13 protein-coding genes are annotated in these 16,262 nt (G+C 68.9%); 9 read left to right on the forward strand and 4 right to left on the reverse strand.

Going from position 1 to position 16,262, the window contains the following annotated elements:
* The first annotated feature begins 278 nt into the window (after nt 1–278).
* The 5 genes from nirB to B2G71_RS12595 are packed head-to-tail and all read left to right on the forward strand — an operon-like array spanning nt 279 to nt 7,432.
* On the forward strand, nt 279–2,780 hold the full coding sequence (gene nirB, locus B2G71_RS12575) for a nitrite reductase large subunit NirB (RefSeq protein WP_098106429.1): 2,502 nt from the start codon (nt 279–281) through the stop codon (nt 2,778–2,780).
* Nucleotides 2,777–3,127: a nitrite reductase small subunit NirD gene (nirD, locus tag B2G71_RS12580; protein WP_098106245.1), complete on the forward strand. Its 351-nt coding sequence runs from the start codon at nt 2,777–2,779 to the stop codon at nt 3,125–3,127. Before nirB ends, nirD begins: the two co-directional genes overlap by 4 nt.
* A gap of 5 nt (nt 3,128–3,132) precedes the next feature.
* Nucleotides 3,133–5,706 carry a molybdopterin-dependent oxidoreductase gene (locus tag B2G71_RS12585; RefSeq protein WP_098106247.1) on the forward strand — a complete coding sequence of 858 codons (2,574 nt, stop codon included), beginning with the start codon at nt 3,133–3,135 and terminating at the stop codon, nt 5,704–5,706.
* Nucleotides 5,703–6,485, forward strand: coding sequence for a uroporphyrinogen-III C-methyltransferase (gene cobA / locus B2G71_RS12590; RefSeq protein ID WP_098106250.1), 783 nt, complete (start codon nt 5,703–5,705; stop codon nt 6,483–6,485). Before B2G71_RS12585 ends, cobA begins: the two co-directional genes overlap by 4 nt.
* A 23-nt stretch (nt 6,486–6,508) precedes the next feature.
* On the forward strand, nt 6,509–7,432 hold the full coding sequence (locus B2G71_RS12595) for a GAF domain-containing protein (protein WP_098106253.1): 924 nt from the start codon (nt 6,509–6,511) through the stop codon (nt 7,430–7,432).
* A 129-nt stretch (nt 7,433–7,561) separates the two neighbouring features.
* On the opposite strand, the gene B2G71_RS12600 is transcribed toward B2G71_RS12595, so the two are convergent.
* Together B2G71_RS12600 and panC are read right to left on the reverse strand one after the other, a co-directional pair.
* On the reverse strand, nt 7,562–8,332 hold the full coding sequence (locus tag B2G71_RS12600) for a CsgG/HfaB family protein (protein ID WP_098106256.1): 771 nt from the start codon (nt 8,330–8,332) through the stop codon (nt 7,562–7,564).
* A gap of 138 nt (nt 8,333–8,470) precedes the next feature.
* Entirely contained in the window at nt 8,471–9,328 is an 858-nt protein-coding gene (panC, locus tag B2G71_RS12605) for a pantoate--beta-alanine ligase (protein WP_098106259.1), read from the reverse strand.
* A gap of 98 nt (nt 9,329–9,426) precedes the next feature.
* On the opposite strand from panC, the gene B2G71_RS12610 reads away from it, so the two are divergent.
* The 3 genes from B2G71_RS12610 to B2G71_RS12620 are packed head-to-tail and all read left to right on the forward strand — an operon-like array spanning nt 9,427 to nt 11,945.
* Nucleotides 9,427–10,239: a division plane positioning ATPase MipZ gene (locus tag B2G71_RS12610; protein WP_098106261.1), complete on the forward strand. Its 813-nt coding sequence runs from the start codon at nt 9,427–9,429 to the stop codon at nt 10,237–10,239.
* Between the two features lie 9 nt (nt 10,240–10,248).
* Nucleotides 10,249–10,539 carry a molecular chaperone DnaJ gene (locus B2G71_RS12615; protein WP_098106265.1) on the forward strand — a complete coding sequence of 97 codons (291 nt, stop codon included), beginning with the start codon at nt 10,249–10,251 and terminating at the stop codon, nt 10,537–10,539.
* A gap of 2 nt (nt 10,540–10,541) precedes the next feature.
* The gene (locus B2G71_RS12620; protein ID WP_098106268.1) at nt 10,542–11,945 is read left to right on the forward strand and encodes a phosphomannomutase/phosphoglucomutase; all 1,404 of its coding nucleotides are present in this window, start codon (nt 10,542–10,544) and stop codon (nt 11,943–11,945) included.
* A gap of 110 nt (nt 11,946–12,055) precedes the next feature.
* Here B2G71_RS12620 and B2G71_RS12625 read toward each other — a convergent pair whose 3' ends face one another.
* Nucleotides 12,056–13,024 carry a BON domain-containing protein gene (locus tag B2G71_RS12625; protein WP_240530143.1) on the reverse strand — a complete coding sequence of 323 codons (969 nt, stop codon included), beginning with the start codon at nt 13,022–13,024 and terminating at the stop codon, nt 12,056–12,058.
* A 239-nt stretch (nt 13,025–13,263) separates the two neighbouring features.
* Here B2G71_RS12625 and B2G71_RS12630 point away from each other — a divergent pair, with 239 nt between their 5' ends.
* A complete protein-coding gene (locus B2G71_RS12630; protein ID WP_098106272.1) occupies nt 13,264–15,717 on the forward strand; it encodes a ligase-associated DNA damage response DEXH box helicase in 2,454 nt (817 codons plus the stop codon).
* 82 nt (nt 15,718–15,799) lie between these two features.
* On the opposite strand, the gene B2G71_RS12635 is transcribed toward B2G71_RS12630, so the two are convergent.
* Nucleotides 15,800–16,234, reverse strand: coding sequence for a biopolymer transporter ExbD (locus B2G71_RS12635; RefSeq protein WP_098106275.1), 435 nt, complete (start codon nt 16,232–16,234; stop codon nt 15,800–15,802).
* Nucleotides 16,235–16,262: the final 28 nt, after the last annotated feature.

Genomic DNA, 16,262 nt, shown 5'->3' on the forward strand with positions numbered 1-16,262 from the left:
GAGGGAGGGCTCGCGGCGCGCGGCTTTCCCTCTTTCCCGGGGCCGTCGGGCGACTTTTTGCTGCGGTGCAAGAAACGGCTTGTCCCGCAGCGTGCGAATCGGTTATTAGAGATACAGCGAAAGCGCCGTCCGACGATGGACGAACCCGCGCATCGCCATCCACATCGACAGACGCGTGGCAACGAAGCCGCCCGAACCAGCTCCTGCGCATGGAGCCGGATCGAGGCGGTTTTTTGCGTTGTGCGCGTCGCATCTGGAGACGGGACGTGAATGCAACGATGACCATCGAAGCCGGCGGGAGCGAGGCGGCCATGCGCCAGCGGCTCGTCGTGATCGGTAACGGCATGGCCGGCTGCCGCGCCGTCGAGGAGATCCTCGCGCGCGATCCGCAACGCTTCGACGTCACCATCTTCGGGGCCGAGCCGCGCGTGAACTACAACCGCATCATGCTCTCGCCCGTGCTCGCCGGAGAAAAGACGTTCGACGAGATCGTGATCAACGGCCAGGACTGGTACGACGACAACCGGATCACGCTCGTCTCGGGCGACCGGGTCGACCACATCGACCGCGACAACAAGTGCGTCGTCGCCGCGTCTGGCCGGACCGAGCCTTACGACACCTTGCTGATCGCCACCGGCTCCGATCCCTTCATCATCCCGGTTCCGGGCAGCGATCTCGAAGGCGTGGTGACCTTCCGTGACCTCGACGACGTCGACAGGATGCTCGCGGCGGCGGACAGGGGCGGCGACGCGGTGGTGATCGGCGGCGGCCTGCTCGGCCTCGAGGCGGCGCACGGCCTCAGCCTGCGCGGAATGAAGGTCACCGTCGTCCACCTCATGCCCACGCTGATGGAGCGCCAGCTCGACGAGGCGGCGGGCTGGCTGCTCAAGACCGAGCTCGAACGGCGCGGCCAGACCATTCTCACCGGCGCCAACACCAAGCAGATCCACGGGATCGACGGGAAAGTCGTCGGCATCGAGCTCGCCGACGGCACCCGGGTGAAGGCCGATATCGTGGTCATGGCTGCGGGCATCCGCCCCGCCACCGGGCTCGCCAAGGCCGCCGGGCTCGATGTCGAGCGCGGCGTCCTCGTCGACGATCACATGGTCACGTCCGATCCGGCGATCCTCGCGGTCGGCGAATGCGTCCAGCACCGGGGCCTGTGCTACGGCCTCGTCGCGCCGCTGTGGGACATGTGCCGCTCGCTGGCCGACTACGTCACCGAAGCGCCGACCGGGTTCGAGGGCACCGTCACCTCGACCAAGCTCAAGGTGAGCGGCATCGACCTGTTCAGCGCGGGCGACTTCTCGGGCAGCCCCGGGCCCGACGGCGAGCTGTGCGAGGACATCGTCATGCGCGACGCCTCGCGCGGGGTCTACAAGCGCGTCGTCGTGCGCGACGGCAAGCTGATCGGCGCGGTGCTCTACGGCGATACCGCCGACGGCAACTGGTACTTCGACCTCATGCGCCAGGAAAGCGACGTCTCCGACATCCGCGAGGCGCTGATCTTCGGTCAGGCCTTCGCGTCCGGAGGTGCGCTCGCGGACCCTAACGCCGCCGTTGCGGCGCTCTCGGCCGAGGCCGAGATCTGCGGTTGCAACGGCGTGTCCAAGGGCAAGATCGTCTCGTGCATCGAGGGCGGCGCGCACTCGGTCGACGCGGTGCGCGCGACCTGCAAGGCCTCGGCCTCGTGCGGCCAGTGCACCGGTCTCGTCGAGAGCCTGCTGTCGATCACGCTCGGCGGCGAGGTCGAGAGCGGACCCAAGACGATGTGCAAGTGCACCACCTTCAGCCACGCCGAAGTGCGCCGCCTGATCGTCGAGAAAGGCCTCAGGGAGATGCCGGAGGTCATGCAGGAGCTGCACTGGACCACGCCCGACGGCTGCGCGTCGTGCCGCCCGGCGCTCAACTACTACCTGCTGTGCGCCTGGCCGGGCGAATACGAGGACGACCAGAAGAGCCGCTTCGTCAACGAGCGCCTTCACGCCAACATCCAGAAGGACGGCACGTATTCGGTCGTCCCGCGCATGTGGGGCGGTCTCACCAATCCGCGCGAGCTGCGCGCGATCGCCGACGTCGTCGAGAAGTTCAACGCGCCGATGGTCAAGGTGACCGGCGGCCAGCGGCTCGACATCTTCGGGATCAGGAAGGAAGACCTGCCCGCCGTCTGGGCCGATCTCAACGCCGCCGGAATGGTCTCGGGCCACGCCTACGGCAAGTCGCTGCGCACGGTGAAGACCTGCGTCGGCTCGGAGTGGTGCCGCTTCGGCACCCAGGATTCCACCGGGCTGGGCGTCAAGATCGAGCGCATGACCTGGGGCTCGTGGATGCCGCACAAGTTCAAGATCGCGGTCAGCGGCTGCCCGCGCAACTGCGCCGAGGCGACGATCAAGGACTTCGGCGTGGTCTGCGTCGATTCGGGCTACGAGCTGCACGTCGGCGGCAACGGCGGCATCAAGGTGCGCGCCACCGACCTGCTGTGCAAGGTCGCCACCGAGGAAGAGGCGCTCGAGCACTGCGCCGCCTTCATCCAGCTCTATCGCGAGGAGGCCTGGTACCTCGAACGCACCGCGCCGTGGATCGAGCGCGTCGGCCTCGACACCGTCAAGGCCGCGCTGTTCGACGATCCCGACACGGTGGCGCAGCTCGCTGCCCGCTTCCGCCATTCGCAGCAGTTCATGCAGGACGATCCCTGGGCGCAGCGCGCCTCGGGCGACCGCGCCGACCTGCACAACCACATCGCGACCGTCAGGCCGCTGGAAATGGAGATGGCACGATGATTGGCGATTGGCTCGATATCGGCCCGGTCACGCAGATCGAGCCGGGCACCGCGCGCACGCTTCCGGTCGAGGGCGGCGAGGAGATCGCGGTGTTCCACACGATGCGCAACGAGTTCTTCGCCATCGTCAACCTGTGTCCGCACCGCCGGGGTCCGCTCTCGCAGGGCATCGTCCATGGCGACGTGGTCACCTGCCCGCTGCACAACTGGAACATCTCGCTCCGCTCGGGCCAGGCGCTCGGCGGCGACGAGGGCTGCGTGCCGACGATCCCGCTGCGCGTCGACGCGGGCCGGATCTACCTGCTGCGCGCGGCGGTCATCGCCCCGCGCGAAGCCCGGGCGGCCTGAGCGCGATGGAGGCGATCCGCACCACCTGCGCCTATTGCGGGGTCGGCTGCGGCATCGCCGCGCGCGTCACCGGCGCGCGCGCGGTGGCGATCACGGGCGACACGGCGCACCCGGCGAACGCCGGCCGCCTGTGCTCCAAGGGGACGCATCTGGGCGAGACCGTCGGGCTCGAAGGCCGCCTGCTGCATCCCGAGGTCGGCGGCGAGCGGGTGGGCTGGGACCGGGCGCTCGACGAGGTGGCGGGCCGAATGCGCGCCGCGATCGACGCGCACGGGCCGGATAGCGTCGCCTTCTACGTCTCCGGCCAGCTCCTCACCGAGGACTACTACGCGGTCAACAAGCTCGCCAAGGGCTTCGTCGGCACCGGCAACATCGACACCAATTCGCGGCTGTGCATGGCGAGCGCGGTGGCCGCGCACGCCCGCGCCTTCGGCGAGGACGTGGTGCCGTGCTCGTACGAAGACCTCGACGCGGCCGATCTCGTTCTGCTGGTCGGATCGAACACCGCCTGGTGCCACCCGGTGGTCTGGCAGCGCATCGAGGCCGTGCGCGAGCGGCGCGGGACCAAGATCGTCGTCATCGACCCGCGCCGCACCGAAACCGCCGAGCAGGCCGATCTCCATGTGCCGGTCGCGCCCGATGGCGACGTCGCGCTGTTCAACGCGCTGCTCGCGGCGATGAAGGCGCGCGGGCTGGTCGACGAGACCCACCTCGCCGACCATGTCGACGTCGATGCGCGGTTCTGGGACCGGCTCTCGCGCGATCCCGGCATCGAGGCCGCCACCTTCGCGCGGCTCGCCGACCTCGTCGAGGCGCATCCGCGGATGGTCACGCTGTTCAGCCAGGGCGCCAACCAGTCGCGCGGCGGCACCGACAAGGGCAATGCGATCATCAACCTCCACCTCGCGACGGGACGGATCAACCGGAGCGGCGCGGGTCCGTTCAGCATCACCGGCCAGCCCAACGCGATGGGCGGGCGCGAAGTCGGCGGACTTTCCAGCATGCTCGCGGTCCACCTCGGCTTCGACGCGGACGAGCGCGCCGACGTCGCCGAGTTCTGGCGGACCGATCGCCTCTGCACCGGTCCGGGCCTCAAGGCGGTGGACATGTTCCGGGCGGTTCATCGCGGCGAGATCAAGGTCCTGTGGATCATGGCGACCAACCCGGCGGTCTCGCTGCCCGACAGCGGCTTCGTGCGCGAGGCGCTCGCACGCTGCCCCACGGTGATCGTCTCGGAAGTCATCGCCGACACCGATACCGGCCGCTACGCGCATATCCGCCTGCCCGCGCACGGCTGGGGCGAGAAGGACGGCACCGTCACCAATTCCGAGCGCCGGGTGAGCCGCCAGCGCACTCTCTTCGCGCCGCCGGGCGAGGCGCGCGCCGACTGGCGCACCGTCGCCGATGTCGCCGCGCGGCTCGGCTGGGGCGCGCATTTCGCCTGGGACGGGCCGGCGGGCTTGTTCGCCGAATATGCCGCGATGACCACGCTCGCCGCGCGGCGCGGCAAGGCGCTCGACCTCACGACGCATGCGCGGATCACGCCCGACGCCTACGATGCGCTCGAGCCGTTCCAGTGGGGCGGCGCGCATCCGCTGGCGCAGGGCTATCCGAGTGCGACGGGCAAGGCGCGGCTGGTCGCGGTCACGCCCGCCGCGCCCGCCGACGATGCGGCTTTCCCGCTGCGGCTCAACACCGCGCGCTATCGCGACCAGTGGCACACGATGACGCGCACAGGGCTTTCCCCGACGCTCTCGCGGCATCGCCCCGAGCCGCTGCTCGAGATACATTCCGCCGACGCGAAGGCGTGCCAGCTCGCGGACGGTGGACTCGCCCGGGTGGTGACGGCCTCGGGAGAGGCGGTCTTCCGTGTCAGCGCGACCGACACGCAGCGCCCGGGCGAGATTTGCGTGCCGATGCACTGGACCGACGCGATGTCGGGCGAGGCGCGGAGCAATCGCCTGCCCGATCAGTCGGTCGATCCGGTCTCCGGCCAGCCCGGCTTCAAGAATTCGGCCGCGCGCGTCGAGCCGGTTACGCCCGACTGGCGCGCCTTCCTGGTGCTGCGCGAAGCGATCGCGCCCGACGGCCTGCTGTACTGGACGCGCGCGCGGATCGCGCAGGGCTGGCTCTACGAGCTTGCGGGCGCCGGCGCGATCGACCTCGACGCGCTGCTTCCGGCGGGCGAGCGCCTCGAAGTGGCCGACACCGCGCGGGGCATGCGCCGGGTCGCGGTGCGCGACGCCGAAGGCAGGCTCGCCGCCGCCGCCTACCTGACGCGCTCGGGAACGCTGCCGCGCCGCGACTGGGTCGCCGACCAGCTCGGTCTCGACGCGGCGAGCGGCGCCGAGCTGCTCGCCGGACGCCCGTCGATCCCGCTGCCCGATCGCGGTCCGATCGTGTGCGTGTGCCACGGCGTGGGCGAGAACGACATCGCCGAAGCCGTGCAAGCCGGCGCGCGCGGCGTGGCCGCCATCGGCGAGGCGACGTGCGCGGGCACCAATTGCGGATCGTGCCGGCCCGCCATTGCCAGGCTTCTCGAAACCTTCTCGGCCCCCAGCAAGGAGACCGTCTCGTGACCGATTTTCCCCATGGCAGCGTCTGGCTGGTCGGCGCCGGCCCCGGCGATCCCGAACTGCTCACGCGCAAGGCCGAACGGCTGATCGGAATGGCGGACGTGATCTTCTACGACGCGCTGGTCGGTCCCGGCATTCTCGATTTCGCGCCGCGATCCGCGCGGCTGGTCCCCGTCGGCAAGCGCTCGGGACGCCATTCGAAGGACCAGAAGACGATCGATGCGCTGATCGTCGAGGCGGCGCTGACGGGCGAGCGCGTGGTGCGCCTCAAGGGCGGCGACGTCGCGATCTTCGCTCGCGCCACCGAGGAACTCGACGCCTGCCGCGCCGCCGGGATCGCGGTGCGCGTGTGCCCCGGCGTGACCGCCGCGAGCGCCGCCGCCGCCGACCTCGGCCTTTCGCTCACCCTGCGCGGCCTCGCGCGCCGGCTCACGTTCGTCACCGCGCATACGGTGAAAGGCCGCAGCGTCGATCTCGACTGGCAGGCGCTCGCCGATCCGCAGGCGACGCTGGCCGTCTACATGGGCAAGGCGGCCGCGAGCGAGGTGTCGGCGGGCCTGATCGGCGCGGGGCTCGCGCCCGATACGCCGGTGGCGCTGGTCGAGAACGCCAGCCTGCCCGAGCGCGCGCAGTTCCTCACCCGGCTCGACCTGTTGCCGCTCGCGGCGCGCACCGCGCTCGGCGACGGTCCGGCGCTGCTGCTCATCGGCGAGGCCCTGCGCCGGCGCGGGGCCGATGCGGCCGCCGCCGCGCGGCTCCAGACGATCACGATCGACACCTGAAAACAGCAAGACGAGAGGATACCATGGCACGCGACACGTTCATTCGCGCGATCGAGATCTGGGTTCCGACACCGGATCGCACGCGCCTTTCGCTCAAATCGGGCTTCTACGGCGAACTGGACTACTTCGAGCGCGTGAGCCGGGGCATGCAGTTCGCTTACGACGAAGGCCTGCCGGGCAAGACCTGGGCCAGGGGGCATCCGGTCGTGCTCAAGGATTTGGGCAACTCCTACTTCAAGCGCGGCGACGCGGCGCTTTCGGTCGGGCTCTCCTGCGCGGTCGCGGTGCCGAGCTTCGCCGGAGCCGATCTCACCGCCGTTACCGTGTTCTTCTGCGGCAACGACGCACACCACGTCGGCGCGATCGAGGTCTGGCACGCCGCGCCGGGCGAGCCGCAGATGACGCTGGACGACGGCTACTTCGGCCGCGCCGAGAAGTTCGAGTTCGCCGCCAGGCACACCGAATTCTCGCCCAAGGTCGGGCTGCCGGGCATCGTCTGGGACAGCGGAATGCCGCTGGTGATGGAGGACCTGGGCCGCGCCGAGCAGTTCGTGCGGCGCGACGGCGCGCTCAAGGTCGGGATCAATCGCGGCGTCGGCATTCCCGTGCCCTCGCGTGGGCGCGGCGCCTGGGCACTCACGTTCCTGTCCGCCGTGAACTCGCCGATCGCTAACCGCGTCGAAGTCTGGGTGCCTGATCAGGTCGAAGGCACTTTCCGCTTCGAACAGGGCTATTGCGAGAACGGCGCGGGCCTGCATGCGCTGCTTGGAGCGAACGCCCCGCCGCTCGACGTCGGCCCGATGGGCGAGGCCCGGCTGTCGGCGGTGCCGGTGCTGGTGACGCCGCCCGCGCCCGATGCCGAGGCCCAGAGCCCCTTCGCGTGCCTGCTGGTGCTCCCGCTGCTCGGTCGCGACGGCACGCGCGCCGTCCTGGTGCTGCGTCTGTGACTTTCCGCCGTTGAAGATCCGCGCGGATCGACCGGCGAGCCCCAGAAGCGCCTGGGGCTCGCTTGCCCCGACGCGGAACGGGCGGAAGCCATGCTCCCGCCCGCCGGTCTTTCGCGATGGGTCGGCCGGTTACTCGGCCTCGGGTGCTGCCGCCGACGCGTCGCTCGGCAGGCCGCCGAGCTGCGAGACGAGCTGCGTGTAGGCGTCGAGATAGGCCAGCACGATGACCTGGCCGATCTCGGTGTTCTGGTAGCCGCCGCCGGCGACGCCGCCGAAGGTGCCGCCGAACCAGCCGCCGCCGCCGGCGCCGAAGCTGACGTCCGACTTGCGCGCATAGCCCTCGGTCAGCGCTTCCTCGACGGTGGTGCGGGCATTGACCACCGACAGGGTGACGTTCGCCTCGCCCTTCTTGATGTTGAGGCCGCCCGCGATCGCGCCGACGCCCCGGCCGAAGAAGCCGCCGACACCGCCGAGCACGCCGCCGATGCCGCCGCCGCCCGAATTGCGGTTGGCGCTGACGATGTCGGGCTGGAGGAAGTAGTCCGCCGCCTTCACCTGCCCGCGCCCGATGTTCGAGCCGCGCTGCAGTTCACCGTTGTCGGCGAGCGCGCGTTCCATCGCCCTGTTCTCGAGCGAGCGGCCGCGATTCACCAGCGTGAAGCAGCGCGAGCGCTGCACGAAGACGCGCAGGATCGCCTCGGGGCTGCCGAGATTGTATTCGCGCCACCACTGGTTGTCGGGCTCGACGATGGCGACGGTGCCGAGATTGCGGCCGCAGATCGGAATGTTCTGCGTGCCGCGGTCCTGCGCCTTGCGGCCCGACGAACGGTCGGCCGCGGTCGCACTGGCACCCGATAAGGCAATTCCGAGCGCGGCGAGCGCGCAGACGAACTTCTTCATGGTGGTGGCTCCCTCTGTACTTTCCGCAGGTGCTCCTGCGGTTCCCACGAGCGCAGTCATACAGGCGCCGTGACTTGGGCGGAAGCGTCCTGATCTGTGATATTTGCCACCAGCGTATTGTGCCGTTTCGGCGCGCGGTCAGTTCGGGCCGACAGCGATGTTGTCGATGAGCCGGGCGCGGCCGATCCGCGCGGCGACGAGCAGGCGGGCGGGCCGCCCGGCGAGCGCGTCGAGCGGCGCGAGCGTTTCGGCGTCGCGCAGCTCGGCATAGTCGACCGAGGCGAAGCCGCCCGCAACCAGCGCGCCGTGCAGGTCGTCGAGCGCCCCGGGCACCGCCTTGCCCGCCTCGATCGCGGCGGCGGCGGCGCGCATCTCGCGCGGCAGGCTGGCGGCCTGCGCCCGCTGCCCGGCGGTAAGGTAGGCGTTGCGCGAGCTCATCGCGAGACCGTCCGCCTCGCGCACGGTGGGCACGCCGAAGATCCGGTCGAAGCGGGGCTGACGGAGATCGAGATCGCGCGCCATCGTGCGAATCACCGCGAGCTGTTGCCAGTCCTTCTCGCCGAAGAAGGCGAGATCCGGCCCGACCTGGTTGAACAGCTTGCACACGACCGTCGCGACGCCGTCGAAGTGGCCGGGGCGCGACTTGCCACAAAGGCCCTCGCTCACGCCCGAGACCGAGATCCTGGTCGCGAAGCCCGCCGGGTACACGGTCTCGACGTCGGGCATCCAGAGCAGGTCGACCCCTTCGGCTTCGAGCAGCGCGCAGTCGCGTTCGATCTGGCGCGGATAGGCATCGAGATCCTCGCCGGCGCCGAACTGGAGCGGATTGACGAAGATCGAGACCACTACGTGTTCCGCCGCCGCGCGCGCGGTGCGGACCAGCGTGAGATGGCCTTCGTGCAGCGCCCCCATCGTCGGGACGAGCGCGACGCGGCCGCTTTCGCGCATCCGCGCCACGACACTGCGCAGTGGATCAAGCTCCCCGATCGTTTGCATGGCGCCAGCCGCTCCGATAAAACGCCTGTGACCGGCGCGGGGCCCCCTTAGACGCGGACCACGCCTGCGGACAACCATTCGCGAGGAACTAGCCTGTCGTGACAGCGCATCGAATCGTATTCGCCAACGAGAAGGGCGGCACCGGCAAGTCGACCACCGCGGTCCACGTCGCGGTCGCGCTCGCCTATCAGGGAGCTTCGGTCGCCGCGGTGGACCTCGACCACCGGCAGCGCACGCTGTTCCGCTATCTCGAGAACCGCGTCGAGACCGAGCGCAAGCGCGAGATCGCGCTGCCCGGCGCGCGCTTCGCGGTCTATGACGGCGACAGCACCGAGGAACTCGACGCGCTTTCGGACGAGATCGCCGACGGCTTCGACTTCCTGATCTTCGACACGCCGGGACGCGACGATCCGCTCGCCCGCCATGTCGCGGCCACGGCCGATACGCTGGTCACGCCGCTCAACGACAGCTTCATCGACTTCGACCTCATCGGCCAGGTCGAAAGCGAGACCTTCCGGGTCAAGCGGCTGTCTTTCTATGCGGAGCTCATCTGGGAAGCGCGCAAGAAGCGCGGCATGCGCACGATCGAGGACGGCAAGCGCGAGATGGACTGGGTCGTGGTGCGCAACCGCGTCCAGCACATCGAGGCGCGCAACATGCGCCGTCTCGACGGCGCGCTGCGCGAGCTTTCGCGCCGGGTCGGCTTCCGTGTGGCCAGCGGATTGTCCGAGCGCGTGATCTTCCGTGAGCTGTTTCCGTCCGGACTGACCCTGCTCGACAAGGGCCATCTCGGCGATCTCGGCACAAGCCACCTCGTCGCGCGCCAGGAACTGCGCCAGCTCGTCGCCGGGCTGAACCTGCCGATGCCCTCGGCGCGGCAACCGGATCTGGCTTTCGCCGCCGAAGCGTGATCGCAACCCATGGCAAAGCTCATCTGGCTGCTGGTCCTGGCGGCCTGCGCCTACCGGCTGGTCGTGGGCCGCTGGCCGTTCCAGCCCAAGCCTCGGACGCCGCAGAGCTTCGCGCTCGCGCAGGCCCGCGCGTTGCTCGGCGTGGGCCCCGGCGCGAGCCGCAAGGAGATCATCGAGGGGCACCGGCGGCTCATCGCCTCGGTGCATCCGGATCGGGGCGGAACGAACGAAAAGGTGCATGAAGCCAACGCAGCCCGCGATATGCTGCTCGCGAATCTTCCGGTCGAATCGCAGGAGTGAAAATGAGCTACACGTTCCACCCCACTGTCCTTCGGGAATACGACATCCGCGGCATTATCGGCGAAACGCTCGGGCCCGACGATGCCCGTGCGATCGGGCGGGGGTTCGGCACGCTGATTCGCCGGGACGGCGGGCGCAAGGTCGCGGTCGGCTACGATGGGCGGACAAGCTCGCCCGTGCTCGAGGAAGCACTGGTCGAAGGGCTCAATGCCAGCGGTGTCGATGCGGTGCGGATCGGCCTTGGGGCGACGCCGATGCTCTATTACGCGGAAGCCTCAGCCGAAGATGTAGATGGCGGCATTCAGATAACAGGCAGCCACAATCCCCCCAATTACAATGGCTTCAAGATGGTATTTCGGGGCCGCCCGTTCTTTGGTGCGGATATCCAGAAGCTCGGCGCCATGGCGGCCGAAGGCGATTGGGATGACGGTGCCGGTACGTTCGAGACCCGCGACCTGCTCGGCGCTTATGTCGACCGTCTCGTCCAAGGACTCAGCGGAATCCCTTCCGAGGCGCTCTCCAGCCTCAAGATCGGCTGGGACGCTGGCAACGGTGCCGCCGGGCCGGCGCTCGAGATGCTCGCGGCGAAACTGCCGGGGGAACACCACCTTCTGTTCACCGATGTCGACGGAACTTTTCCCAATCATCATCCTGATCCTACCGAGGAAAAGAACCTCGCAGACCTGAAGGCGCTGGTCGCGTCGAAGAATCTCGATTTCGGAGTTGCCTTTGATGGCGACGGGGATCGGATCGGGGCGATCGACGGCGAGGGCCGGGTGATCTGGGGCGATCAGCTCCTCATGATCTACGCCGAGGACTTGCTGAAAATCCTGCCGGGATCGACGATCATTGCTGACGTGAAGGCCTCGCGCGCGCTGTTCGACACGGTTTCGCAGAACGGCGGCGAGCCGCTGATGTGGAAGACCGGTCACTCGCTGATTAAGTCCAAAATGAAGGAAACCGGTTCGCCGCTCGCTGGCGAGATGAGCGGGCACGTGTTCTTCGCGCACGAGTACTACGGCTATGACGACGCGCTCTACGCCGCGGTGCGGCTGATCGCGGCCTCGGCGCGGCTGGGCAAGTCGGTCACCGAAATGCGCGGAGCGATGCCGGCGATGCTCAACACTCCGGAAATGCGCTTCCAGGTCGACGAAAGCCGCAAGTTCGCCGCGATTGACGAAGTGAAGGAGCGGCTCTCGGGCACCGACGCGCAAGTCAATGCGATCGATGGCGTGCGTGTCACGACCGACGACGGCTGGTGGCTTTTGCGTGCCTCGAACACGCAGGACGTGCTCGTCGCGCGCGCCGAAAGCGATACCGAGGCGGGGCTAGAGCGGCTGATGGGCCAGATCGACGAGCAACTCGCGCTGTCGGGGCTGGCGCGCGGGCCGCAGGCCGCGCACTGACCCGGAACGACGGCGCCTGACGACAAAAGGGAGCCACCCGTCGCGGCTCCCTTTTCTGTTGCAGACCCCGGGGCGTGGCCCCGCTCCGCTTAGGACGACCGAGCGGTCGGTCAGCGATCTGTGTTCGCGTTCTTCCTGTCGCTGATCGCGGCCGAGGCGCCGAGGCCGCTTTCGGGCATGCTGGGCGTGCCTTCGCGTACGTTCTTGACGCGCAGGTTGTTCTGCACGTGCCGCACGCCGGCAACGTCATCGGTGATGTCTTCGGCGCGGCGCTTGGCGCGGCGGCTGTCGACGGTGCCGTCGAGGGTCACTTCACCTTCCGAGACGCTTACGGAAATGGGACGGGCATCGATTGCCCAGTCGCGCGTCAGATGGTCGTTGACGTCCTCGCGGATGCGCTCGTCGGAGCGCGTGTAGTTTGCCGGACCGCGTCCGCTGTGATCCATTTCCCGGCGCCGGGCGGCGTCCTCGTCACCGAACCAGCTTGCCACTTCGTCGCTCGCCCGGTCGATGAACCCGCGCCGTTCGCCGTAGCTGCGCCAGTCATCATAGTCGCGGCGGCCATGCGCGCCGCGGTCTTCCTCGGCGTATCGCCGTCGTCCGAACGTATCGTAGCTGGGCCGATAGCCGAGGCCGGAGGACGCGCCGCCGTAGCCGCCGCCCTGCCGGGCGTAGAAGTCGCGCCCGCCCTGGTCCTCGCTGGTGAAGCTTGCATAGCGGTTGCCGTAGTCGGCGTTGTAGGTCGGGATCTCGTAGCCGCGTCCAGCCTCCCGGTCGTAGCGGCGGTCTCGCTCGGCACGATAGGAGTCGGCGGCGCGGCGCTGGTCCTCGCGCAGACGATCCTCCTGCAATTGGTGCGGCGGCAGGTAGGCGCCCTCGTAGGCACCGCCCGTTCGTCCGCGATAGTCTTCGTAAGTGCCGCCCATCTGGCCGCGATTGTCCAGTCCGCCGGAACCCTGCTGCCGGACTCCTTCGGCGAACTGGTTCTGCTGGCGCGGCGCAGCGCCGCGGTAATCTCTGTCGTAGGCGCCTTCGCGCGGGTTGCGGTCATAGCGGTTTTGACGATCGCGATCGTTCATGGTGTACTCCATTCGCTTGCCGGAAGCGGACGGGCGGGCTTGTCCCGAGGCCGGGACCTGTCCCGTCTTGGCCCTTCCGATACTCGTAAAACGAATGGCGCGCCTTGGTCGATCCCCGGTTGAACGCAACCAGACGACGAGTCGGCGCAACCTAACATTTGTTGATTTTCGCGGCATTCTCGGCACTTGCGGAGCGGCTTGCGCCGCGCGTCCGCGGCGCGTAGCCAAGCGGCCATATCATGACCGCCACGCCGCCCGAGATCGCTGACTGGTTCGCTTCGCGCGGCTGGCGGGTGCGCCGCCATCAGGCGGAGATGCTCGCGGCCTCGGACAAGGGGCTCCATGCGCTGCTCGTCGCCGATACCGGGGCGGGCAAGACGCTTGCCGGCTTCTTGCCCACGCTCGCGGACTTCTGCCCTTCGCGGCTGGACGGCGCGGCCCCGCCCGAGGGTCTGCACACGCTCTACGTCTCGCCGCTCAAGGCGCTGGCGACCGACGTGCAGCGCAATCTGCTGGCGCCGGTCGCGGAGATGCGGCTCGCCTGCCGGATCGAGACGCGCAGTGGCGACACGCCGTCCGACCGTAAGGCGCGCCAGCGCGCGCGGCCGCCGCACATCCTGCTGACGACGCCCGAATCGCTCTCGCTCCTGCTCAGCTATCCCGAGGCCGCGCAGCTCTTCGCGGGGCTCAGGCGGATCGTCATCGATGAGATCCACGCCTTTGCCACGGGCAAGCGGGGTGACCTGCTGGCGCTGGCGATGGCGCGGCTCGAGACGATCGCGCCGGGCGTGCGGCGCGCGGGTCTCTCGGCGACGGTCGCTTCGCCCGAAAGCTATCGGGCCTGGCTCGCGCCCTGGGGCGATCTCGATGCGGTGGCGCTGGTAAAGGGCGAGGAGGGTGCCCCCCCCGAGGTCTCGATCCTGCTGCCGGACGAGGAACGCATCCCCTGGAGCGGTCATGCCGCGACCTGGGCGATCCCCGCGCTCTACGCGCGGATCCAGGCGCATCGCACGACGCTGATCTTCACCAACACCCGCTTTCTGGCGGAGTACATCTTCCAGTGGCTGTGGGACGCGAACGAAGACAACCTGCCGATCGGAATCCACCACGGCTCCTTGTCGCGCGAGGCGCGGCGCAAGGTCGAAGGGGCGATGGCGCGCGGCGAGCTGCGCGCGCTGGTCTGCACCGCGAGCCTCGACCTCGGCGTGGACTGGGGCGACATCGACCTGGTCGTGCAGATGGGGGCGCCGAAGGGTTCGTCGCGGCTGCTCCAGCGGATCGGGCGCGCCAATCACCGGCTCGACCAGCCGAGCAAGGCGCTGCTGGTTCCGGGCAACCGCTTCGAGTTTCTCGAGGCCGTCGCCGCCGTCGAGGCGGTCGAGGAGGGGCAGCGCGACGGCGAGGATTTCCGTCCCGGCGGGCTCGACGTGCTCGCCCAGCACGTCATGGGCTGCGCCTGCTCCGGGCCGTTCCGCGAGGACGCGCTGCTTCGCGAAATCCGCTCCTCGCTTGCCTATGCCTGGGTCGACGAGACGGTCTTCGCGCGCGTGCTCGATTTCGTCGCCACGGGGGGCTATGCGCTGCGCTCCTACGACAAGTTCCGGCGAATCGTGCGCGACCGCGACGGCTCGTGGCGGCTGGCGCATCCCGAACATGCCGCGCGGCACCGGCTCAACGCCGGGATCATCGTCGACAACGAGATGCTCGACGTGCGCTTCCGCAACGGCCGCTCGCTGGGCAAGGTCGAGGAGATGTTCGGCGCCAGCCTCAAGCCGGGCGACACGTTCCGCTTCGCCGGGATGGACCTGGAGGTCGAGGCGCTGCGCGATCTCGAACTGGTCGTGCGCGCGGCCAAGCGCTCGGCCTCGATCCCGAGCTATTCGGGCCAGCGGTTGCCGATCTCGACCCGCCTTGCGGACCGGGTGCGCGCGATGCTGGCGGATCGCGCCGGGTGGGGCCGGTTTCCGGACGACGTGCGTGAGTGGCTCGAAGTGCAGGCCTGGCGCTCGCACCTGCCCGCGCCGGGGCGGCTGCTGGTCGAAAGCTTCCCGCACCGCGACCTGGCCTATACGACCTACTACACGTTCGAGGGGTGGAACGCGAACCAGTCGCTCGGGATGCTGATCACGCGGCGGATGGAGGATCGCGGGCTGGGGCCGCTGGGCTTCGTCGCCACCGACTACGCGCTCGCGGTGTGGGGGCTCAAGCCGGTCGATGAGCCCGCGGCGCTGCTTTCGCCCGACATCCTCACGCACGAGTTCGTCGACTGGGTGGAGCAATCGTATCTGCTGCGCCGCGCGTTCCGCGAGGTGGCGGTGATCTCCGGGCTGGTCGAACGGCAGCATCCGGGCAAGCGCAAGACCGGGCGGCAAGTGACCTTCTCGACCGACCTGATCTACGACGTCCTGCGCAAGTACGAACCCGACCATGTGCTGATCCAAGCGGCCTGGGCCGACGCGCGCGCGCGGATGACCGACGTCGCGCGCGTGGGCGACGTGCTCGACCGGGCGGCGCGCGAGGTCGACCATGTCAGGCTCGAGCGGATCAGTCCGCTTTCGGTCCCGGTGCTCTCGATCATCGGTCGCGAGACGCTGCCCTCGGGCGCGGCGGACGACGAATTGCTGATCGAGGCGGAGAGCCTCGCCTCGATGGCGATGCGCACCGATTCGCGCGATGACGAGGCGGACGCCTGATACCGTGCTCGGCGCGGACGCCGGGCAACAAAAAAGGGGCGGATCGCTCCGCCCCTTTCGCGTCTCGTTCGCTCGCCTGCGACTACTTGTCGAACTGCGCGAACTGTTCGTTGCCGACGAAGCCGAACTTGGTGACGTTCGACTTCTTGATCACGTTCAGGGTCTTCGCCGAGAGATCGTAGCTCGCCTGCGGATCGGGCTGGAACTGAAGTTCGGGCTCGACCGGATAGGTCAGCGATTCCTGGAGGAGCGACAGAAGCGTCGGTCCGTCGATCGGGTTGCCGTTCCACAGAATCTGGTTGTCCGGAGTGAGGACGACCTTGTTCTTGATCGGATCCACCGGCGGAGGCGGCGTATCCGGGGGATTGGCCACCGGAAGGTCGATGTCGATCGAGTGGGTCGCGACCGGGATGGTGATGATGAACATGATGAGAAGAACGAGCATGACGTCGATCAACGGCGTCGTGTTCATCTCCATCATCGGGGCGCCATCATCCTTGCCGCCTGACATTGCCATGGGGAGTACTCCTGTAACCTAGTCCGTG

Origin of the sequence: Novosphingobium sp. PC22D (assembly GCF_002556635.1) — a bacterium.
Lineage (GTDB): Bacteria > Pseudomonadota > Alphaproteobacteria > Sphingomonadales > Sphingomonadaceae > Novosphingobium.